At 62.5% G+C, this 20846-nt stretch carries 22 protein-coding genes; 7 read left to right on the top strand and 15 right to left on the bottom strand.

Going from position 1 to position 20846, the window contains the following annotated elements:
* Positions 1-68 precede the first annotated feature (68 nt).
* The 3 genes from I9018_RS06720 (at position 69) to pdxH (ending at position 3260) form a co-directional block, all read left to right on the top strand.
* On the top strand, positions 69-1214 hold the full coding sequence (locus I9018_RS06720) for a serine hydrolase domain-containing protein (protein WP_241109034.1): 1146 nt from the start codon (positions 69-71) through the stop codon (positions 1212-1214).
* A gap of 141 nt (positions 1215-1355) precedes the next feature.
* Complete coding sequence (locus I9018_RS06725; RefSeq protein WP_241109035.1) at positions 1356-2591, top strand: OmpA family protein; 1236 nt, start codon at positions 1356-1358, stop codon at positions 2589-2591.
* Positions 2592-2612: 21 nt separating this feature from the next.
* Complete coding sequence (pdxH, locus tag I9018_RS06730) at positions 2613-3260, top strand: pyridoxamine 5'-phosphate oxidase (protein ID WP_124345917.1); 648 nt, start codon at positions 2613-2615, stop codon at positions 3258-3260.
* A gap of 10 nt (positions 3261-3270) precedes the next feature.
* Here the strand turns inward: pdxH and I9018_RS06735 are convergent, their stop codons facing one another.
* The gene (locus tag I9018_RS06735) at positions 3271-3507 is read right to left on the bottom strand and encodes a hypothetical protein (RefSeq protein WP_068581899.1); all 237 of its coding nucleotides are present in this window, start codon (positions 3505-3507) and stop codon (positions 3271-3273) included.
* 174 nt (positions 3508-3681) lie between these two features.
* On the opposite strand from I9018_RS06735, the gene I9018_RS06740 reads away from it, so the two are divergent.
* Positions 3682-4146, top strand: coding sequence for a glycine zipper 2TM domain-containing protein (locus tag I9018_RS06740; RefSeq protein WP_031321034.1), 465 nt, complete (start codon positions 3682-3684; stop codon positions 4144-4146).
* A gap of 77 nt (positions 4147-4223) precedes the next feature.
* On the opposite strand, the gene nhaA is transcribed toward I9018_RS06740, so the two are convergent.
* Complete coding sequence (gene nhaA / locus I9018_RS06745) at positions 4224-5411, bottom strand: Na+/H+ antiporter NhaA (RefSeq protein WP_068581907.1); 1188 nt, start codon at positions 5409-5411, stop codon at positions 4224-4226.
* Between the two features lie 322 nt (positions 5412-5733).
* On the opposite strand from nhaA, the gene I9018_RS06750 reads away from it, so the two are divergent.
* Positions 5734-6828 (top strand): PLP-dependent cysteine synthase family protein, encoded by a 1095-nt coding sequence (locus tag I9018_RS06750; protein WP_241109036.1) that lies wholly within the window; start codon positions 5734-5736, stop codon positions 6826-6828.
* 40 nt (positions 6829-6868) lie between these two features.
* On the opposite strand, the gene I9018_RS06755 is transcribed toward I9018_RS06750, so the two are convergent.
* The 3 genes from I9018_RS06755 to I9018_RS06765 all read right to left on the bottom strand — a co-directional run bounded on the left by I9018_RS06755 (position 6869) and on the right by I9018_RS06765 (position 9939).
* Positions 6869-8482: an NAD(P)/FAD-dependent oxidoreductase gene (locus tag I9018_RS06755; protein WP_124345919.1), complete on the bottom strand. Its 1614-nt coding sequence runs from the start codon at positions 8480-8482 to the stop codon at positions 6869-6871.
* A 112-nt stretch (positions 8483-8594) separates the two neighbouring features.
* Positions 8595-9269 carry a hypothetical protein gene (locus tag I9018_RS06760; protein ID WP_241110113.1) on the bottom strand — a complete coding sequence of 225 codons (675 nt, stop codon included), beginning with the start codon at positions 9267-9269 and terminating at the stop codon, positions 8595-8597.
* A gap of 70 nt (positions 9270-9339) precedes the next feature.
* On the bottom strand, positions 9340-9939 hold the full coding sequence (locus I9018_RS06765) for a short chain dehydrogenase (protein ID WP_068581913.1): 600 nt from the start codon (positions 9937-9939) through the stop codon (positions 9340-9342).
* 105 nt (positions 9940-10044) lie between these two features.
* On the opposite strand from I9018_RS06765, the gene I9018_RS06770 reads away from it, so the two are divergent.
* Positions 10045-10953 (top strand): LysR family transcriptional regulator, encoded by a 909-nt coding sequence (locus I9018_RS06770; RefSeq protein ID WP_241109037.1) that lies wholly within the window; start codon positions 10045-10047, stop codon positions 10951-10953.
* 148 nt (positions 10954-11101) lie between these two features.
* On the opposite strand, the gene I9018_RS06775 is transcribed toward I9018_RS06770, so the two are convergent.
* From I9018_RS06775 to I9018_RS06820, 10 genes are all read right to left on the bottom strand, one after another.
* Complete coding sequence (locus I9018_RS06775; protein ID WP_241106977.1) at positions 11102-12076, bottom strand: transposase; 975 nt, start codon at positions 12074-12076, stop codon at positions 11102-11104.
* A gap of 346 nt (positions 12077-12422) precedes the next feature.
* Positions 12423-12923 carry a DoxX family protein gene (locus tag I9018_RS06780; protein WP_124345921.1) on the bottom strand — a complete coding sequence of 167 codons (501 nt, stop codon included), beginning with the start codon at positions 12921-12923 and terminating at the stop codon, positions 12423-12425.
* A 19-nt stretch (positions 12924-12942) separates the two neighbouring features.
* Positions 12943-13695, bottom strand: coding sequence for a DNA-binding domain-containing protein (locus I9018_RS06785; RefSeq protein ID WP_241109038.1), 753 nt, complete (start codon positions 13693-13695; stop codon positions 12943-12945).
* On the bottom strand, positions 13692-14582 hold the full coding sequence (locus tag I9018_RS06790) for a DUF692 domain-containing protein (protein ID WP_241109039.1): 891 nt from the start codon (positions 14580-14582) through the stop codon (positions 13692-13694). The genes I9018_RS06785 and I9018_RS06790 overlap by 4 nt, the downstream gene beginning before the upstream one ends.
* A gap of 22 nt (positions 14583-14604) precedes the next feature.
* Entirely contained in the window at positions 14605-14907 is a 303-nt protein-coding gene (locus I9018_RS06795) for a DUF2282 domain-containing protein (protein WP_022642707.1), read from the bottom strand.
* 154 nt (positions 14908-15061) lie between these two features.
* Complete coding sequence (locus I9018_RS06800; RefSeq protein WP_068581931.1) at positions 15062-15763, bottom strand: ABC transporter ATP-binding protein; 702 nt, start codon at positions 15761-15763, stop codon at positions 15062-15064.
* Positions 15764-16531, bottom strand: a complete 768-nt coding sequence (gene livG, locus I9018_RS06805; RefSeq protein ID WP_068581936.1) for a high-affinity branched-chain amino acid ABC transporter ATP-binding protein LivG — start codon at positions 16529-16531, stop codon at positions 15764-15766. It abuts the gene before it with no gap.
* On the bottom strand, positions 16528-17784 hold the full coding sequence (locus I9018_RS06810) for a high-affinity branched-chain amino acid ABC transporter permease LivM (RefSeq protein WP_068581938.1): 1257 nt from the start codon (positions 17782-17784) through the stop codon (positions 16528-16530). The genes livG and I9018_RS06810 overlap by 4 nt, the downstream gene beginning before the upstream one ends.
* The gene (gene livH, locus I9018_RS06815) at positions 17781-18704 is read right to left on the bottom strand and encodes a high-affinity branched-chain amino acid ABC transporter permease LivH (RefSeq protein WP_068581942.1); all 924 of its coding nucleotides are present in this window, start codon (positions 18702-18704) and stop codon (positions 17781-17783) included. Before livH ends, I9018_RS06810 begins: the two co-directional genes overlap by 4 nt.
* Positions 18705-18934: 230 nt before the next feature.
* Positions 18935-20062 carry a branched-chain amino acid ABC transporter substrate-binding protein gene (locus I9018_RS06820; RefSeq protein ID WP_241109040.1) on the bottom strand — a complete coding sequence of 376 codons (1128 nt, stop codon included), beginning with the start codon at positions 20060-20062 and terminating at the stop codon, positions 18935-18937.
* 176 nt (positions 20063-20238) lie between these two features.
* Here I9018_RS06820 and I9018_RS06825 point away from each other — a divergent pair, with 176 nt between their 5' ends.
* The gene (locus tag I9018_RS06825; RefSeq protein ID WP_225926563.1) at positions 20239-20706 is read left to right on the top strand and encodes a DUF2288 domain-containing protein; all 468 of its coding nucleotides are present in this window, start codon (positions 20239-20241) and stop codon (positions 20704-20706) included.
* The last annotated feature ends 140 nt before the right edge of the window (positions 20707-20846 follow it).

The following is a 20846-nucleotide window of genomic DNA, read 5'->3' on the forward strand; positions in this document are numbered from 1 at the left end:
CCCAAATCCCCTCGAGGCTGAAACAATGCGCGCCACGTTGCCGAGCATTGTCGCAGGGGGATTCAGGGGTGCAGATTCAAGGTCATTACGAGCTCAAGTTCGAGGCGGTACGCGAGGCTTTCGCAGCGCTGTTCGAAGATCCCCAGGAGCGTGGCGCCGCGCTATGCATCCAGGTCGGCGGGGAAACCGTGGTCGACCTCTGGGCCGGCACGGCTGACAAGGACGGCGCCGAGGCCTGGCACAGCGATACCATCGCCAACCTGTTTTCCTGCACCAAGCCCTTTGCCGCCGTGACCGCATTGCAACTGGTGGCCGAGGGCAAGCTCAAGCTGGACGCGCCGGTGGCCGACTACTGGCCGGAATTCGCCGCGGCGGGCAAGGCGGCCATCACCTTGCGCCAGTTGCTGTGCCACCAGGCCGGTTTGCCGGCCCTGCGCGAGATGTTGCCGCCCCAGGCGCTGTACGAGTGGCAAACCATGGTCGACGCCCTGGCGGCCGAGCAACCCTGGTGGATGCCGGGGGAGGGGCACGGTTATGCCGCCATTACCTATGGCTGGCTGGTGGGCGAGCTGATCCGGCGGGCCGATGGCCGCGGCCCGGGCGAATCCATCGTGGCCCGCGTGGCCAAGCCCCTGGGACTGGACTTTCATATCGGCCTGGCCGACGAGGAGTTCCACCGGGTGGCGCATGTCGCACGGGGCAAGGGCAATGTCGGCGACGCTGCGGCCCAGCGCTTGTTGCAAGTGACCATGCGCGAGCCTGAGGCGATGACTACCCGGGCCTTTACCAATCCTCCGTCTATCCTGACCAGCACCAATAAGCCGGAGTGGCGGCGCATGCAGCAGCCAGCGGCCAACGGCCATGGCAATGCCCGCAGCCTTGCCGGGTTCTACAGTGGCCTGCTTGATGGCAGTTTGCTGGAGGCCGAGATGCTCGATGAGCTGACCCGCGAGCACAGCCTGGGCATGGACAAGACCCTGTTGACCCAGACGCGCTTCGGCCTGGGCTGCATGCTGGACCAGCCCGATGTGGCCAATGCCACTTTCGGTCTGGGTGGGCGGGCCTTCGGGCATCCGGGGGCGGGTGGTTCGGTAGGTTTTGCCGATCCGGAGCGCGATGTAGCGTTCGGATTTGTCACAAATACCCTGGGACCCTACGTGTTGATGGATCCTCGTGCACAGAAACTGGTGCGGATTTTGTCGGATTGTCTGTAAAAAGGTTGCTGTTAAGAACTTTTTTTGCTTAAACATGCGTGGAAAGCTGCAGGATGGAACCCTGTGGCTTTTATAATTTCCAAGCGTCTGTTTATAACGGTTATTTAGACCGAATTTTTTATCTCATTTTGTGGATATCCCATGTCGTCGAACAAGTCTCTAGCCTTGGCCATCTGCTTGACCGTAACCGGTTGTGCACAAACCCCACAAAATGAAGCGGACGGCGGCCATTGGTGGTCGTTCGGTACCGATAAGGCCAGCAGCAAGGAAGTTTCGGCTGCCCCTGCCAACGACAAACCCGCTACCGCCGAAGCCGCTCCGGCTGCCCCGGCGAGCAAACCAGCCGCTCCGGCTGCTGCTGGCAAGGCCACCGCGTCGGCCAAGCAGGCCGCTCCTGCCGCCAAGCCTTCCGCTGGCAAGCCTGCTGCAACCGCCGCTGCCGAGCCTGCCCCGGCTCCTGTCGCCGCGACCCCAGCCCCAACCCCAGCTCCAGCCGCTCCGGTCGCCAAGGCCGAGAGCAGCAACTGGTGGTGGCCGTTCTCTTCCTCCAAGGATGAGGCCGACAAGCCGGTAGCCGATGCCAAGAAGGCCGAGCCAGCTCCAGCGGTGGCCAAGGCCGCCGACTCCGAGAGCAACTGGTGGTGGCCATTTGGCAAGAGCCAGCCCAAGCCCCTGAGCAAGGTCAACGTGGCGGACATTCCGATGCCTGACCCGAAAATCACCCAGGCCTGGCTGGACGACTACGAGCCTCGCCTGCGTGAAGCGGTGAAGGACAGCAAGCTGCAAGTGGAGCGTCGCGAGAACGTGCTGGTGGTTACCGCGCTGGTCGATGCTTCTTTCAACCCGGATCGTCCGGCCATGCTGCTGCCCGTCACCCTCGGCCCGTTCACTCGCGTGGCCAAGGCGGTGGAAGGCGACCCTAAGACTGCCGTGCTGATTCTCGGCCATGCCGACGCCACCGGCCCGACCCTGGCCAACCAGAAGTTGAGCCGTGATCGTGCCCAGTCCGTGGCCGCTATCTTCAGCCTCAGCGGCTTGAAGCAAGACCGCCTGATGCTGCGTGGCATGGGCGCGGTGATGCCGCGTGCCGCCAACGACAGCCCACAAGGTCGCTCGCTGAACCGTCGCGTGGAAATCATGCTGACCCAGCGCAGTACCATGCTTGGCCTGCTGAGCAAGTACAACCAGCCGACGCCGTCCGAGACTGAAATGGTTGCCGTGCAGGACGCCAAGCCTCCGGTCCCGGCCCCGGCCAGCAAGAAAGCCGCAGCCGCCAAGAAGGCCCCGGCCAAGAAGCCAGCGGCCAAGAAGGCTCCGGCCAAGAAAACCGTCGCGGCTGCCAAGAACCCTACGGCCACCGCCCAGGCCAAGAACTGATTTGCAGGATAAGGAAGCAGCATGACTCAGTCTCTGGCTGATATGCGCCGCGACTATACCCGTGACGGCTTGTCCGAGGCCCAGGCCCCGGTCGAGCCCTTCACGTTGTTCCACCAGTGGTTTGCCGATGCGGTGAAAACCGAGCAGCCACCGGTGGAGGCCAATGCGATGACCCTGGCGACCGTCGATGCCGACGGCCGTCCCCACTGCCGGGTGCTGCTGCTCAAGGGATTGGACGAACAGGGTTTTACCTTTTTCACCAACTACGACAGCGCGAAGGGACAGCAACTGGCTGCACGGCCCTTTGCCGCCATGACCTTCTTCTGGCCGACCCTGGAGCGCCAGGTACGGATCGAGGGGCGGGTAGCGAAGGTCAGTGCGCAGGAATCGGATGCCTATTACCAGGTGCGTCCCCTGGGAAGTCGCCTGGGAGCCTGGGCATCACCGCAGAGCCGGGTGATTGCCGATCGTGCCGAGTTGCAGGAGCTGCTCAAGGCCACCGAGGCCCGCTTCAGCGATAGCCAGCCCGATTGCCCCGAGCATTGGGGAGGCTATCGCCTGGTGCCGGAACGCATCGAGTTCTGGCAGGGGCGTGCCAGTCGCCTGCATGACCGCTTGAACTACCGCCTGCAGGCCGGGGAGTGGGTCCGCGAACGCCTGGCTCCCTGAACCTTGCCGATCACTCGCCGGGATAACCGGCCGCAGCGGCCTCCAGCCATTGCGGCAGGTCCCGGCGTTTTACTTTCTGGCGCTGGGCTTCTGCCAGTCGCTGCAACATGTACTGCTTCTTCTGTTCGTCGCTGCCCGCCATGGACAGCGCCAGGTCCCGGTCTGTCCAGCGCTTGATGCGTACGTACAGCCACCAGTGGAAATACAGGCCGGCGACCGTGACCACGAAGATGATGAAGTAATCCATGGAAAATCCTTTGTTCGATAGCGTTATGCTGGAGGCTGGGGCTACCGTAGCGAGGGTGCCAGGTGCTCATTCAGCCTGTACTTGGGCTGAATGAAAGCAATTTTATCCGGGCCGCGCCGTGACAGGTGTCAAGCTGCGGAGTCTAATGATTTATTGTCCCTTGGAGTTGATCCTATGCGTAAGTCTGTTTTGCTGGTTGCGTCCTTTACCACGATGGCCATGTTGCTCGGCGGTTGCGCCTCCAACCTGACCGGTGATTCCTATTCCCGTGATGAAGCGCGTCGTGTGCAAAACGTGCGTCTGGGCACCATCGAATCCCTGCGTCCAGTGAAGATCGAAGGCACCAAGACCCCAATCGGCGGCGCTGCTGGCGCAGTGATCGGTGGTGTGGGTGGCAGCGCCATCGGCGGTGGCCGTGGCAGTATCGTCACTGCAGTCATCGGTGCTGTGGCTGGCGGCCTGCTCGGCTCGGCTACCGAAGAAGGGCTGACCCGTACCCAGGGCGTGGAGATCACCGTGCGTGAAGACGACGGCAGCATGCGCGCCTATGTACAACAAGTTCAGGAAAACGAAGTGTTCCGTGTTGGCGACCGCGTTCGCATCATGACCGTCAACGGCACCAGTCGTGTAACTCGCTGATTTTCCATCAGCCAAACAAAACCCCGGCCAGGCGACTGACCGGGGTTTTGTTTTTTAAGCCAGGGCTCCTTGGGATATCAGGAGGCTACTGGATTGCTCTTGCGGCTGGCGGCAGCCGTCACGGCATAACCGATCAGCGCGGCCAGCAGTGAGCCGGTGAGAATACCCATGCGATCCATGCCCGCGTATTCGCTGGCGCCAGGGACAAAGGCCAGGGAACCGACGAACAGGCTCATGGTGAAGCCGATTCCGCAGAGAATCGCCACACCGAACACCTGCCCCCAATTGGCGCCGGCAGGCAGTGCGGCAAGACCGGTCTTGACCGCCAGCCAGGTCAGGCCGAATACACCGACCGTCTTGCCCAGCAGCAGGCCGACGGCGATGCCCATCGGTACGAAGTGGGTGAAGCTCTCCAGCGTCACGCCGCTGAGCGACAGCCCGGCGTTGGCAAAGGCGAACAACGGCAAGATGCCGAACGACACCCAAGGGTGCAGCGCATGCTCAAGGGCCAGCAATGGCGACGGCTCGGCGTTACGAGTGCGCAGGGGAATGCAGAAGGCCAGGGTCACGCCTGCCAGGGTGGCATGGACACCGCTCTTGAGTACGCAGACCCAGAGGATCAGGCCGATGATCATGTAGGGCCCGAGCTTCACCACGCCCATTCGGTTCATCGCGACCAGGGCGGCGATGCAAGCTGCCGCCAGCATCAGCGACAGGGTCGACAGGGCGCCTGAATAGAAGATCGCAATGATCACGATCGCCCCCAGGTCATCGATGATCGCCAGGGTCATCAAGAACAGCTTCAACGAGGTCGGTACCCGCTTGCCCAGCAGCGCCAGTACCCCGAGGGCGAAGGCGATATCGGTGGCGGTAGGAATCGCCCAGCCGCTGAGGGCTGGCGGGTTGTCGCGGTTCAGGTACCAGTAGATCAATGCCGGCACCAGCATGCCGCCAATGGCCGCAGCGCCAGGCAGGACTATCTGCGAAGGCTTGGACAACTGGCCATCGAGGACTTCCCGCTTGACCTCCAGGCCGATCAGCAGGAAGAACAGCGCCATCAGGCCGTCGTTGATCCACAGCAGCAACGGCTTGGCGATCTTCAAGGCGCCCACCTGGGCAACCACTGGGGTTTCCAGGAGACCGTTGTACAGCCAGGACAACGGCGAGTTGTTGATGATCAAGGCCAGGACGGCAGCAGCGATCAACAGCAGTCCGCTGGCGGCTTCCATGGCAAAGAAACGGGTGAAAGTACTACGCAGAGGCAAGGTCGCTCTCCATTTAAAACCAGACAAAGGTGGCACACCCTAACCCGTACACTTGGTTGTTAAAACAAAAGTTATATTCTTTTTTGTTATAAGTAGAAAGCAAGCGGCCTGCTGAAAAAGTCCGCTGGCAGTTGTGTTTCCAATTGCTTCACAGCTGTACCTGTCAGGGCTGGAAGATATTTCCTAACATGTCCATCCCCGTAGCTTGCAGGGCCTTTCCCGACAACGGGAAGTGCCTTGTCGTCCCGGGCCTGGATCACCTATGCAGGGTGCATTTCATCTTCTTGCGCCGGTATGGCGTTCGATCCGCAGAGAATAGAACATGAGCGACAATCGCCAGTGGGCCCGTGAGGCCATCCGCATCATCGAAGCCGATTTCCAGCGCAGCGCCGATACTCACCTGATCCCGTTGGCGTTGCCCGGGCGTCCGGGCATTGAGCTGTACTTCAAGGACGAATCCAGCCATCCCACCGGTAGCCTCAAGCACCGCCTGGCCCGTTCGCTGTTCCTCTATGCCTTGTGCAATGGCTGGCTCAAGCCCGGGGCGCCGGTAATCGAAGCCTCCAGCGGCTCCACGGCGATTTCCGAGGCCTACTTCGCGCGACTGCTGGGCTTGCCCTTTATTGCGGTGATGCCGGCCACCACCTCCCAGGAAAAGATCGCCCAGATCGCCTTCTATGGCGGCAAGAGCCATCTGGTGCAGGACCCCACGCAGATCTACGCCGAGTCCGAGCGCCTGGCCCGTGAAAGCGGCGGGCACTTCATGGACCAGTTCACCTACGCCGAACGCGCTACCGACTGGCGGGCGAACAACAACATCGCCGAGTCGATCTTCCAGCAATTGCGCTTCGAGCGTTACCCGGAGCCTGCCTGGTTGATTTCCAGCCCGGGTACTGGCGGCACCACTGCAACCCTGGGACGCTATGTGCGTTACCGCCAGCACCAGACCCGGGTGCTGTGCGCCGATGCCGAGCGCTCGGTGTTCTTCGACTACTACAACAGCGGAGATGCCAGCTTGCGCCTGGATTGCGGTTCGCGGATCGAAGGCATTGGCCGGCCCCGGGTCGAAGCCTCGTTCCTGCCCCAGGTCATCGATGCCATGGTCAAGGTCCCGGACGCCCTGTCCCTGGCGGCCATGCACTACCTGGCCCAGCGCCTCGGGCGGCGGGTCGGTGGTTCCAGCGGCACCAACCTGATCGGTGCCCTGATGGCCGCGCAGCAGATGGCATCTACCGGCGAGGCGGGGTCGATCGTGGCGATTCTCTGTGATGGTGGCGAGCGTTATGCGACCACCTACTACGATGAGCAGTGGCTGGCGGAGCAGGGCTATGAATTGACGGCCTTGATCGAGGCAGTGGCCGCGAGCGTAGAGCAGGGGGCTGCCTTGCCTGCCAGCGTATTGCGCGCTGGTATCTGAATGATGAGGGAGCTGCACCGGCAGCTCCCTCATTCCGGCCTCAGCCTTGGATACCGAGGATGTTGCGGGCCACGGCTTCGGCGATACGGATGCCATCGACGCCGGCGGACAGGATGCCCCCGGCATAACCGGCGCCTTCACCGGCCGGGTACAGGCCCTTGAGGTTCAGGCTCTGCATCGAGGCATCGCGAGTGATGCGCAGTGGTGACGAGGTACGGGTCTCGATCCCGGTCAGCACCGCGTCATGCAGGGAGTAACCCTTGATCTGCCGCTCGAAGGCCGGCAGGGCTTCGCGGATGGCTTCGATGGCGAAGTCCGGCAGGGCCAGCGCCAGGTCACCCAGGTTTACCCCAGGCTTGTAGGACGGCTCGACGCTGCCGATGGCGGTGCTGGGCTTGCCGGCGATGAAGTCACCCACCAGCTGCGCCGGGGCCTGGTAATTGCTGCCGCCGAGGACGAAGGCGTGGGACTCCAGGCGTTCCTGGAGCTCGATACCCGCCAGCGGGCCGCCCGGATAGTCCACTTCCGGGGTGATGCCCACCACGATGCCGGAGTTGGCGTTGCGCTCGTTACGCGAGTATTGGCTCATGCCGTTGGTGACCACGCGGTTCGGCTCGCTGGTAGCCGCCACCACGGTGCCTCCCGGGCACATGCAGAAGCTGTACACCGAGCGGCCGTTCTTGGCGTGGTGCACCAGCTTGTAGTCGGCGGCGCCGAGTTTCGGGTGCCCGGCGTACTTGCCCAGGCGGGCGCTGTCGATCAGTGATTGCGGGTGCTCGATGCGGAAGCCGACCGAGAACGGCTTGGCCTCCATGAACACGCCCTTGGCGTGGAGCATGCGGAAGGTGTCGCGGGCGCTGTGGCCCAGGGCCAGGACCACATGGCGCGAATGCAACTGCTCGCCGCTTTCCAGGACCACGCCGGTCAGTTGCTCGCCGTCCACCAGCAGGTCGGTGACTTTCTGCTCGAAGCGCACTTCACCGCCCAGGGCGATGATCTCTTCGCGCATCTTCTCCACCATGCTGGTCAGGCGGAAGGTGCCGATGTGCGGCTTGTTGATGTAGAGGATCTCTTGCGGCGCGCCGGCCCGGACGAACTCAACCAGGACCTTGCGACCGTGGTGCTGGGGGTCCTTGATCTGGCTGTACAGCTTGCCGTCGGAGAAGGTTCCGGCACCGCCCTCGCCGAACTGCACGTTGGACTCGGGGTTGAGCACGCTCTTGCGCCACAGGCCCCAGGTGTCCTTGGTGCGCTGGCGCACTTCCTTGCCGCGCTCGAGGATGATCGGCTTGAAGCCCATTTGCGCCAGCAGCAGGCCGGCGAAGATCCCGCAGGGCCCGAAGCCCACTACGATCGGCCGTTCCTGGAGGTCGGCCGGGGCCTGGCCCACGACCTTGTAGCTGACATCCGGCGCCGGGTTGACGTTACGGTCGTCAGCGAACTTCTGCAGCAGGGCCGCCTCGTCGCGTACGGTGAGGTCGATGGTGTAGATGAACAACAGTTCCGAGGACTTCTTGCGCGCGTCGTAGCTGCGCTTGAACAAGGTGAAGTCCAGCAGGTCGTCGCTGGCGATGCCCAGGCGCTGCACGATGGCGGCGCGCAGGTCTTCATCGGGGTGGTCGAGCGGCAACTTGAGTTCGGTGATTCGTAACATGACAGGGTCCGGGTAGGCGGTGCGCAACAGTGCGCCGGCTTGCTTTGCACAAACCGGCGATTATAAGCCGCAATCCACCCTTGCCGTGAGGCTAAAACGGTTGCTCGTCGAATCAGTCGTTGCGCGAGGCCCCGAAATAACCGCAACCGCGCTGGACCTGGCCATCCACCCGCAGCTCCGCGCTCAGGTGCTGGACGCTGCCGGTGACGCTATCGACGCAGCGTTGTGGTGCAACCCACAGTTCCACGCGTTGGTGGTTGGCTTCGCTGGTGAGGTTGAAGCGGCCGTCGCCCAGCTGTTCTTCCAGATAGGGCAGGGCCAGGGTCGGTTGGCCGACTCGCTCGATCATCATGCCCCGGGTGCTGACATCGACGTTCCACACCGGGTTCTTGCCACTGGCCCGCAGGATCAGGCGCTGGAAGTTGGGATCGCCGCAGGCACTGGAACGCTCGACCCGATACAACTGGCGCAGGTCCAGTTGGCCATCGCCGCTACCACTGGCAGAGAACTTGCCTCGCAGGTCGGCGAACAGCTTGCCCTGCTTTTCAGCCAGGGTCGCGGCCTCTTGCAGCACGCTGGTGCCCCCACCATCGGTGATGACGTAGCGGCGATCTTCAGTGCAAGGCTTGAACAGCAACTGGCCGTCGGCGGCGCTGAGTTCGCCCTGCATCCGGGTCAGGCCGGCCATGGAAGGGGCGCTAGGCTGATCATTGAACAGGGGCAGCACCTGGCAGCCGGCAAACAGCGGCAGCAAGGCAAAGCAAAGCAGGGAACGGGCGGTGCGCATCATGGGGCCTCCAGGCGGAAGCCGACACGTTACGCAGCCCGACCGTTCACCACAACCCCGGATTCAGCGCTCAACCGACGTGATAGGTCTGGCCGGTCTGCAAGCCTTCCACGCTCTTGGCATAGGCCAGGCCCACGTCGGCGCCCGCCACGGGCTTGAAGCCGCGGAAGTACGGGGCGTAGCTGTCCATGGCCTCCAGCAGCACGGTGGGGCTCACGGAGTTGACGCGCAGGCCCCGCGGCAGGTCGATGGCCGCCGCCCGGACAAAGCTGTCGATGGCTCCGTTGACCAGGGCGGCCGAGGCCCCGCTGCGGATCGGGTCATGGCTCAGCACGCCGCTGGTGAACGTGAAGGAGCCTGCATCGTTGGCGTATTCGCGGCCGATCAACAGCAGGTTGACCTGGCCCATCAGTTTGTCTTGCAGGCCCAGTTGGAAATGCTCGGCGGTCATCTCCCCCAGGGGCGCGAAGGTGACGTTGCCGGCGGCGCACACCAGGGCATCGAAGCGGCCGGTCTTCTCGAACAGGGCGCGGATCGACTGGCTGTCGCTGATATCCACCTGGAAGTCGCCGCTGCTGCGGCCGATACGGACGATTTCGTGGCGCTGTGCCAGTTCCCGGTCCACCGCCGAGCCAACAGTGCCGTTGGCACCGATCAGGAGAATCTTCATGGGCTGTTCCTCGTGAGAAGGGAGATGAGGTTGCAGTCTAGAGTGGTTTTTTTCATGGATTAACGCGCTAATAGGCAACCTTTGGTTTTCTGGTGGAAACAATCCATGAGCGAGATGGATGACCTCGCGGCTTTTGCCGTATTGGTGGAGGCCGGCAGTTTCACCTTGGCAGCCCAGCGCCTGGGGTGCAGCAAGGGCCAGCTGTCCAAGCGCATCAGCGCCCTGGAGGCGCGGTTCGCAGTGGTGCTGCTGCAACGCACCACCCGCCGCCTGGACCTGACCGCCGCCGGTGCCGCGCTGCTGCCCCAGGCCCAGGCGCTGGTGGCCCAGGTGGAGCGCGCCCACCAGGCCCTGGCCCGGCTCAAGGACGATGTCGCAGGCCCGGTGCGCCTGACGGTGCCGGTGTCCCTGGGGGAAACCTTTTTCGACGGCCTGTTGCTGGAATTCTCCCGGCAGTATCCCCAGGTGCAGATCGAACTGGACCTGAGCAATGCCTACCGCGACCTGGCCCGGGAGGGCTTCGACCTGGCGGTGCGCTCCGCGGTGGACAATGACCAGCGCCTGGTGGCCCGGCCGCTGCTGGCCTGGCATGAAGTGACCTGCGCCAGCCCGGCATACCTGGAGCAATACGGTGAGCCCCGCACACCCATGGAGCTGGCCAACCATCGCTGCCTGCTCAACAGTCACTACAGCGGGCGTGAGGAATGGCTCTACCACCAGCGTCACGAGCTGTTGCGGGTGCGGGTCAACGGGCCGTTCGCCAGCAATCACTACAACCTGCTGAAAAAGGCCGCCCTGGTGGGGGCCGGTATCGCCCGGCTGCCATCCTATGTACTGCATGGCGAGCTGGCCGATGGTCGCCTGCGCTGGCTGTTGCGGGACTACCAGACCCGCAGCATGCCCATGTACCTGGTGCATCCCTACCAGGGGGGATTACCCAGGCGCACCCAGGTCCTGGCCGATTACCTGATGGACTGGTTCCGCCGCAGCGGCGAAGCCCTGGACCGCTTGTAGCCGCCTCGAGCCGATCCGCCGGCCATGGCCACACGAAGCGAGCTTGGCGTAGGGCCTTTGCGCACGACCGCTCAGGCGGGTTCTCCGGACGATCCTGCGGCAGCGGCTACACGAAACGAGTTGGCTGTTGTAGATACCGTCTTGCCCGTTACCGGGCAAGCGCCAATTTCGGGTCATAAGGATGGCCCGATTTCAGCACGCCAAATACGATGTGCAGCATCTTGCGCATCACCGCACAGACGATCTGTTTGCCCGCTTTACCCTTGGCGCGCAGCCGCTCTTTCATCGCCATGAGGGGCTCACTCATGTTCATGGCGGTGATGCTGGGTAGGTACAACGCTCGGCGGATACGCCCCGAACCAGCCTTGCTGATCAGCGTGCGGCCCTTGAATTTGCCGGATTCGGCCAACTGCGGATTCAACCCCGCAAACGAGACTACGGCCCGGGCGCTACGAAACTCCTTGAGATCGCCCAGTTCGGCCAGGATCACTGACGCGGTCTTCTCGCCGATACCGTCGATGCTCAACAGCAGATCCCGTTTGCCCCGCAAGTCGGGATCATCGTCGACATGCTGCTTGATCATCTGGCGGGTCTGGACGATGTCTTTTTCGATGTGGCTGATGTGCGACTGGATCGATTCCTGAACCACCGTATCCGCCACTTCCTGGCGATTACGTTCCATCTGCAGCATCTCCTGCAGGTCGTCCAGGCGTCGCAGCAGGACCCGTAGCCGGCGGATCGCCACAGGCTCCGGCGCCCAGGGCGTCAAGGGTGACTCGTGCTTGGCCTGGGCAAAGGCGGCCAGCAACTTGGCGTCCACCTTGTCGGTCTTGTAGTTGATTCCTTCGCTTTTCTTGAAGTAATGGACCCGGGCTGGGTTGACCACGATGACTTCGTAACCCTGGTGGTACAGGTGCTCTGCCAGGGCTTCGTGATAAACGCTGGTGGCTTCCATGACGACCCTGGCGTCGGGCTGCGCATGCAACTTGAGCCACTGGTCGAGCTGGGCGAAGCCCTCGGCATTGTTGGGAATCTTGCCGCGTGTGCGGTACTTGCCGTTGGGCAGAGGCGTGGCGACATCGAATGTGTTCTTGGCGATATCGATCCCGATGACGTTAGACATATTCTCTTCCTCGTATGCGCGGGTTGAGGATCATCCATCACTCGGTCTCAGCCTTGTTGATGCGAGCTACCGTGCGATGCAGGGCTCAGGATACCGTTCGGACTTAGCGAGTGAGGTTGAAGAGGAGGAGCTCAATCTACAGTGCAGGCTCAAGGCCTTAGCCGCTGCCCGGCTTCATTCCTCTTCCTCGATGATCAGTCGAGAACTATCGCGTGTGTAAACGCGATAGTCGAGATACAAGCCGCTGCCGAGCCTGCGAGGCTGCGCCATGGTCCGCAGGAGCTTCCAGCGCCAGCCCGGCCAAGCTCATTATTCAATCGATCCGGCTACAGGATGCAGAGTCGCTTCAATGTCCGAGTCGGCGACGCAGCAGGTGGTCGACAGACAGCACCCCAGGCCCGCGAGCCATCAGTAACAGCAGGATGGCCATCCAGGTGCCATGGGTCGGGTAGGCGTCCGGGTAGACGAACAGCTGGATCACCAGGGTCATGCCCAGCAACGCCAGGGCAGAAAAGCGCGTGGCCAGGCCGAACAGAATCAACACCGGGAAAAAATGCTCGGCAAAGGCCGCCAGGTGCGCCGCCAGTTCCGGAGCCAGTATCGGCAAGTGGTACTCGCTCTGGAACAAGGGAATGGTCGAGTCCGCCAGGTGCGGCCAACCGAACTCGAACGTCCCGGAAACCAGGTCGATGGCCAGTCCTTCGACCTTGGTCTGCCCGGATTTCCAGAACACCGCGGCGATACTGAAGCGCGCGATGAAGGCCACCAGGCTGTAGGGGATGAGTTCCAGTTTCTGGCAGGCCCGCATCAGCAGGCTGGCGATAGGGGAGTGGGTCCGGGTATTCATGATCGGTCTTCTTCTGCGGTTACAAGTCAATGAGTGCGCCGTGGCCAAGCAGCAGGCCCAGGCAACGGCCCAGGTCGAAGTCGGCTTGGGCGTCCAGGGCCTGGGCGGCGGCGACCGCCAGCGGTTGCCGGGTGCGCAGGCTGTCGGTGAAGGCCAGGCAGCCGGCATCCACGGCCAGTACCTCGACCTCCAGGGCGTTGCGTAGCACCAGGATGTGTTGTTCCCGATGCAGGTAGAACGATGGCCATTGCCGGCCATCCTGGTGCGCGGCCCACAGGCTGGCCACGGCGTAGCTCGATTGCAGGCTGCGCAGCGATGGATGCAGGTGCAGGTGCAACCGGCCAAGCTGCTCCGGCCGGCTCATGGCTTCTTGCAGTTGCGCCGCTGCCAATGGCCGGGCATCGGCGGCGTGATAACTCTCGACCCGCAAGCGTTCCAGGCGGGCGATATCGGCCAGGTAGGGCAAGGAGGCGGCCGGAGTGAAGTCATCGATGAATTCGGCAAACCCCTCGCCGTAATCGTTGAGCCGTGGGGTGCTGGGAGGCTGGCGCTCGATATAGGTTCGGGCCATGGCCCTGAAAAACGCTTGGCCCACCAGTTGCTCCACCACCGGGTAGCTGTCTGCCAGGGCGTTGATCAGCGAGCCCTGTACATTGTTGCGATAGACCGCGAAGCGGCTGGCCGGATCGGCGCCGTTGCTGCTGTACAGGCCCGGCGGGCAGGCCTGCCCGGTGTCCAGCAGGGCCTTGGTGAACTCAGCCTGGCTGCTCATGTGCGCTCCTTGAGCTGGCGCAGCAACGCCTCGGCCTTGCCGGCTTCGGCCTGGAGGGTGGCGAAGGGCGGAATGCGATTGTCCCTTTCGATCAGCGTGGCCATGGGGCCGATACGTTCCAGGACTTGCTGGTACAGGGCCCAGACGGCATCGTCCACCGGGGCGCCGTGGTCGTCGATCAACAGGCGATCTCCCAGCCCATCGCGGTCCTCGGCAAAGCCTGCCAGGTGGATTTCCCCTACGGCATGCAATGGCAGCGCCTGCAGGTAGGCCAGCGGCTCACGCTGGTGATTGACGCAGCAGACATGCAGGTTGTTGATGTCCAGCAAGAGGCCGCAACCGCTGCGGCGGACCACCTCGCTGATGAAGTCCGGCTCATCCAGGGTCGATCGCTGGAACTGCAGGTAGGTGGCCGGGTTCTCCAGCAACAGCTGGCGACCCAGGCGTTGCTGTACCTGGTCGACGTGTTCGCAGACCCGTTGCAGGGTCGGTTGGTCATAGGCCAGGGGCAACAAGTCGTTGAGAAACACCGGGCCATGGCTGGACCAGGCCAGGTGCTCCGAAAAGGACTGGGGCTGGTAGCGCTCGATCAAGGCCGCCAGGCGCGCCAGGTGCTGGTTGTCCAGCGGGCCTTCGCCACCGATGGACAGGCCGACACCATGCAGCGACAGCGGGTAGTGCTCGCGAATCAGGCCCAGGTAGTGATGGAAGGGGCCGCCGTCCACCATGTAGTTCTCGGCATGGACCTCGAAGAAACCGATGTCGGGCCGTTGGCCGAGCACTTGCTTGAAGTGCTCGGTCTTGAGCCCCAGGCCAGCACGAGGCGGCAGGCTTGGCGCCAAGGCCCGAGTGTCGTTGTGGCGGTGCGGGTTCAGGGGCATGTTCATGATCGACACTCAGGCCGCGGCATCAGGACTTGGCCTTGAAGGCCGCGAGTTGGCCGAAGCCGGTGGGGGAGGTGCTGCTGGCGGTTTTCTCGCAGGTGCCCTTGGGCACCAGTTTCCAGGCGTTGGCCTGATGGTCGGTCTTCGAGGTGCCCGCGCAGGTGGTTCCAGCACCTGCCGCACAATCGTTCTTGCCCTTCATGGCGACGCCGAAGCACTTCTCCATGTCGCCCTCGGCATGGGCCGTGACCGGCAGGGCGGCGATGCTCAGGGCAGAGCCCAGCGCCAGGACCAGGGCAGTGGCGGACAGGGTACGAGGATGGCTCATGTTGTTTCTCCAGGTTTGGGTTGGGACAAGGAAGCATTTGTGCTCGCTTGTCCTACTAGAGATGGCACCTGGCGATTCGTTACAGCCCCTGGCGATTTTTTATTGGCCCCGAAAAAAAACGGCCCCGAAGGGCCGTTTCTGGTTCCGCTGGCGCTTAGCCGCCGAGATAGGCGTCGCGTACCTTGGGGTCGGTCAGCAAGGCTTCGCCGGTGCCTTGCATCACCACCCGGCCGTTTTCCAGGACATAGGCGCGATCGGCGATCTTCAGCGCCTGGTTGGCGTTCTGCTCCACCAGGAACACCGTCACGCCGTCACGGCGCAGTTGTTCGATGATGTCGAAGATCTGCTGGATGATGATCGGCGCCAGGCCCAGGGACGGTTCGTCCAAGAGCAACAGCTTGGGCTTGCTCATCAGCGCCCGGCCGATGGCGAGCATTTGCTGCTCGCCGCCGGACATGGTGCCGCCACGCTGGGTGAAGCGCTCCTTGAGCCGTGGGAACAGGTGCAGGACCTTGTCCATCTGCTCCTGGAAGTCGCCCTTGTCGGTGAAGAAACCGCCCATGGCCAGGTTTTCCTCTACCGTCAGGCGGGCGAATACCCGGCGTCCTTCGGGCACCACGGCAATGCTCTTGCGCATGATGTGCGCCGAGCTTTGCCCTACCAGTTCCTCGCCCAGGTAGCGGATGCTGCCGCTGTGGGCCTGGGGCGAACCACAGAGGGTCATCAGTAGGGTGGACTTGCCGGCGCCGTTGGCTCCGATCAGGGTGACGATCTCGCCCTGGCGGATCTCGACGTTGACGCTGTGCAACGCCTGGATCTTGCCGTAGTAGGTGGAAACGTTCTCGAACTGCAGCATTTACGCTTCCCCCAGGTAGGCTTTGATCACTTCGGGATTGTCGCGGATCTGCTCCGGCGTACCGTCGGCCAGTGGCGTGCCCTGGTTGATCACGACGATGTGGTCGGAAATGCTCATGACCAGCTTCATGTCGTGCTCGATCAGCAGCACGGTGACGTTGTGCTCCTCGCGCAGCATGCTGATCAGGGCCTTGAGGTCCTCGGTCTCCTTGGGGTTGAGGCCGGCGGCCGGCTCGTCGAGCATGAGGATTCGCGGGCGAGTCATCATGCAGCGGGCGATTTCCAGGCGCCGTTGCTGACCATAGGCCAGGGTCCCGGCAGGGCGGTTGGCGAACTCGCGCAGGTTGACCTTGTCCAGCCAGTAGCCGGCGTACTCCATGGCCTCGCGCTCGCTCTTGCGAAACGCCGGGGTCTTGAACAGGCCGGACAGGAAGTTGGTGTTCAGGTGGCGATGCTGGGCGATCAAGAGGTTCTCGACCGCGGTCATGTCCTTGAACAACCGCACGTTCTGGAAGGTCCGTACCACGCCCTTGCGGGCGATCTTGTGGCCGGGCAGGCCCTGGATCGGCTCGCCGTCCAGCAGGATGCTGCCGGCGCTGGGCTGGTAGAAGCCGGTGAGGCAGTTGAACACGGTGGTCTTGCCGGCGCCGTTCGGGCCGATCAGCGCCACCACTTGTTTTTCCTTGACGGTCAGGGCCACGCCGTTAACCGCCAGCAGGCCGCCAAAACGCATGGACAGGCCGGTTACTTTGAGGATCTCGCGGCTCATTTTCGCAGCTCCATGTGAGGGCGTTGCATGGGCAGCAGACCTTGGGGACGCCAGATCATCATCAGCACCATCATGGCGCCGAACATCAACATCCGGTATTCGCTGAATTCACGCATCAGTTCAGGCAGGAGGATCATCACGATCGCCGCGAGGATCACCCCCAGTTGCGAGCCCATGCCACCGAGCACCACGATGGCGAGGATGATCGCCGACTCGATGAAGGTGAAGGACTCCGGGGTCACAAGGCCCTGGCGAGCAGCGAAGAAGCTGCCGGCGAAACCGGCGAAGCAGGCACCCAGGGTGAACGCCGAGAGCTTGATCACGGTGGGGTTCAGGCCCAGGGCGCGGCAGGCGATCTCGTCTTCACGCAGGGCTTCCCAGGCACGCCCGATCGGCATGCGCAGCAGGCGGTTGATCACGAACAGCGCCAACAAGGCCAGCAGCAGTGCCACCAGGTACAGGAAGATCACCTTGTTGATCGAGTTGTATTCCAGGCCGAAGAACTCGTGGAAGGTCTGCAGGCCTTCTGCAGCCTTGCGCTCGAAGGTCAGGCCGAAGAAGGTCGGCTTCTCGATGTTGCTGATGCCGTTGGGGCCACCGGTGAGGTCGGTCATGTTGCGCAGCAGCAGGCGGATGATTTCACCGAAGCCCAGGGTCACGATCGCCAGGTAGTCACCGCGCAGGCGCAGCACCGGGAAGCCCAGCAGGAAACCGAAGGTGGCCGCCATCAGGCCAGCGATCGGCAGGCAGATCCAGAAGCTCAGGCCGAAGTAGTGCGACAGCAGCGCGTAGCTGTAGGCGCCAACGGCATAGAACCCCACATAGCCCAGGTCCAGCAGGCCGGCCAGGCCCACGACGATGTTCAGGCCCAGGCCGAGCATCACGTAGATCAGGATCAGCGTGGCAATGTCCACCGCTCCCCGGGAGCCGAAGAACGGCCAGACCAGGGCGCCGACGATCAGGGCCAGGATGAGCCAGCGCTGGGTGCTCGGCAGGGTCAGGAAGTTGCTGGCCTTGGCCGGGATCAGCGGCATTTTCGGCGAGGACTTCCACATGGCGCTGACCTGGGTATGGAACAGCACCCGCAGGAACATCAGCACCGAACACACCGCAATGGTGGTGAGGATGGCCGGGCTGGTGCCGTGGACCTCCAGGTTGATGCCGACGATGCTCAGTTTCAGGCCCAGGATCGGATACGCCACGGCCCATACCAAGAGTGCGCTGAAGAGCGCTTGCTTAATATTCCTAGTCATACTTTCTCAACCTCCGGACGGCCCAGAATGCCGGTCGGCCGGAACAACAGCACCAGAACCAACAGGCCGAACGCCACGACATCCTTGTACTGGTCGCCGAACACGTCGGCACCAAAGGCTTCGGCCACCCCCAGCACCAGCCCGCCGAGCATCGCGCCCGGGATACTGCCGATGCCGCCCAAGACCGCCGCCGTGAAGGCCTTCAGGCCCACCAGGAAGCCGGCGTTGGGGTTGATCACGCCATACTGCATGCTCAGCAGCACGGCGGCGATGGCCGCCAGCGCAGCACCGATCACGAAGGTCAGGGCGATGATGTTGTTGGTATTGATCCCCAGCAGGTTGGCCATCCGGATGTCCTCGGCGCAGGCACGGCAGGCGCGGCCCAGGCGAGAGCGGGAGATGAACAGGGTCAGGCCGAGCATGGCGATGAGGGTCACCACGAACACCACGATCTGCATGTAGGAGATCAGCACTTCCTGTGCGCCACCCGGCCCGATGGAAAAGCTGCCCGGGATCAGGTTGGGAATGGACTTGTCCTTGGAGTCCTGTGCCAGCAGAACGGTGTTCTGCAGGAAGATCGACATACCGATGGCGGAGATCAGCGGGATCAGGCGGTTACTGCCACGCAAGGGGCGGTAGGCGATCCGTTCGATACTGTAGCCATAGGCACTGGTGACGACGATGCTCGCGATGAAGGCTGCGGTCATCAGGAGTGGGACGCTGTCGAGTCCCATCATGGCCAGCCCCGCGATGGCGATGAACGCCACATAGGAACCGATCATGTAGACCTCGCCGTGGGCGAAGTTGATCATTCCAATGATGCCGTAGACCATCGTATAGCCGATGGCGATCAGGGCATACGTGCTGCCAACGGTCAGGCCGTTAACCAGCTGTTGGAAGAAGTGATAGATGTCAGGCATTACAACGCTCCTAAAAACCTGATACGCATTTCACTGGTGGAGTCATTTTCCCGCCCAGGCCCCGTGGGTCTGCACCCACTTCGGGCTGGACTTTGCCAGCGAACCGCTGATGACGGTTTTGAGATTTTCAGGTGGACAGGCTTCCGGATCACGGGAGCACGGCCCATAGATTCGTAAAACAAAGCCCACGGCAAGCCGTGGGCTCTATCGGCAGTCAGCCAGGCGCAGCCTTACTGGGGCGAGACTTGGGTCTTGGGCTTACCGAAGTGCCACTCGTAGACCACGAACTTGAAGTCCTTCAGGTCGCCCTTGGAGTCGAAGCTCAGGTCGCCAGTCGGGGTCTTGAAGGTACCGGCGTGGATGGCTTCAGCCACCTTGGCCGCGTCTTCGCTCTTGGCGTTGGTGATGGCGCCGGCGATGACTTCAACTGCGGAGTAGGAAGGGAATACGAAAGGACCGCTCGGGTCTTCTTTCTTGGCCTTGAAGGCGTCAGCCAGGGCGACGTTGGCCGGGTCCTGGTCGAAGGATTTCGGCAGGGTGACCAGCAAGCCCTCGGAGGACTCCTTGGCGATCTGCGAGATGGAGTCGTTGCCCACGCCCTCCGGACCCATGAACTTGGCGTTCAGGCCTTTTTCCTGGGCTTGGCGCAGGATCAGGCCCAGCTCTGGGTGGTAGCCGCCGTAGTAGACGAAATCGACGTTGGCTTGCTTGAGCTTGGCAATCAGGGAGGAGAAGTCCTTGTCGCCGGCATTGATGCCTTCGAACACCGCGACCTTGGTGCCTTTTTTCTCCAGGGTCTGCTTCACGGCGGTGGCGATGCCTTCACCGTACTGCTGCTTGTCGTGGAGCACGGCGACGATCTTGGGCTTCACGTGGTCGGCGATGTAGTTGCCGGCGGCCGGGCCCTGGGCGCTGTCCAGGCCGATGGTGCGGAACACCATCTTGTAGCCACGGGCGGTGATATCGGGGCTGGTGGCGGCGGGGGTGATCATCACCACGCCTTCATCTTCATAGATGTCGGAGGCGGGTTGAGCGGAGCTGGAGCAGAGGTGGCCGATCACATACTTGACGCCATCGTTGACCACTTTGTTGGCGACGGCCACGGCCTGCTTGGGATCGCAGGCGTCGTCGTATTCGACGGCTTCGAGTTTCTTGCCGTTCACGCCGCCCTTGGCGTTGATCTGTTCAATGGCCATCTTGGCACCACTGAACTGCATGTCTCCGTACTGTGCTACAGGGCCGGTTTTGGGGCCGGCGATACCGATCTTGATGGTGTCAGCTGCGAACGAATGGCCGGCAACACCTGCCAGGACCATAGCGGCAAACAGTTTGGAAATCTGCTTAGTAGCCTTATTCATAGTGCTCCACTCTTACTGTTGTAATTTTTATAGTTCCGGCGGCCTTGAGTCGCAGAACCGAGTCAGATATCGCGATATCCCTCGGAAATGTCCCTGGCAACTGTACCGGTACAGTGTAGTGCGCCGGTCGTTCGCTTGAAAAGCTGGCTGCTGGGGGCAAAAACGCGGAATGTCGCTTGCTTGAAAGAAAAAGACAGATTTGCGGCGTGGCTTTCGCAACGAATCGGCGTCAATCCCTGGCGCTTCTGAGCTTCTCGATCTTTGACGCTTTTGCTTCTGGGTTTTTCTGCCAGGGCACCGACGTTATGATTGCGCCGATTTCTTTTCTGGACAGTCCCATGACTCAAGAACCTAGCACCCTCTATGCCAAGCTGCTTGGTGAGACCGCATCGATCAGTTGGAAGGAACTGGAACCGTTCTTCGCCAAGGGTGCCCTATTGTGGGTCGATGCCGACCTGGATCTGATCGAAGCCGCCCAGGCGGTGGCCGAGAATCAGGCGGAAAAAGTGGCGGCCTGGTTGGCCGAAGGGAAGGTTGAAAAGCTGTCTGCGACGCGGGCATCCGATCTATTGGAGCGTGATCCGACGCTGTGGGCGGTGGTGGTATCGCCCTGGATCCTGACCCAGGAACGAGCGTCGAGCTGAGGCTGTGCGCCGATCTGGTGCGTGCTTTTGTGGGACAAAAGTGTGTAGCCGAGTAACCGTGAATCCAGTGATGGCATCTTGCCGTAGAGAAACGCCCCACCCGTTATTCGGCCAGGGTGACGTTCACGGAATGGGAACAG

This window comes from Pseudomonas sp. MPFS, from assembly GCF_022537035.1.
GTDB classification, from domain to species: domain Bacteria; phylum Pseudomonadota; class Gammaproteobacteria; order Pseudomonadales; family Pseudomonadaceae; genus Aquipseudomonas; species Aquipseudomonas sessilinigenes.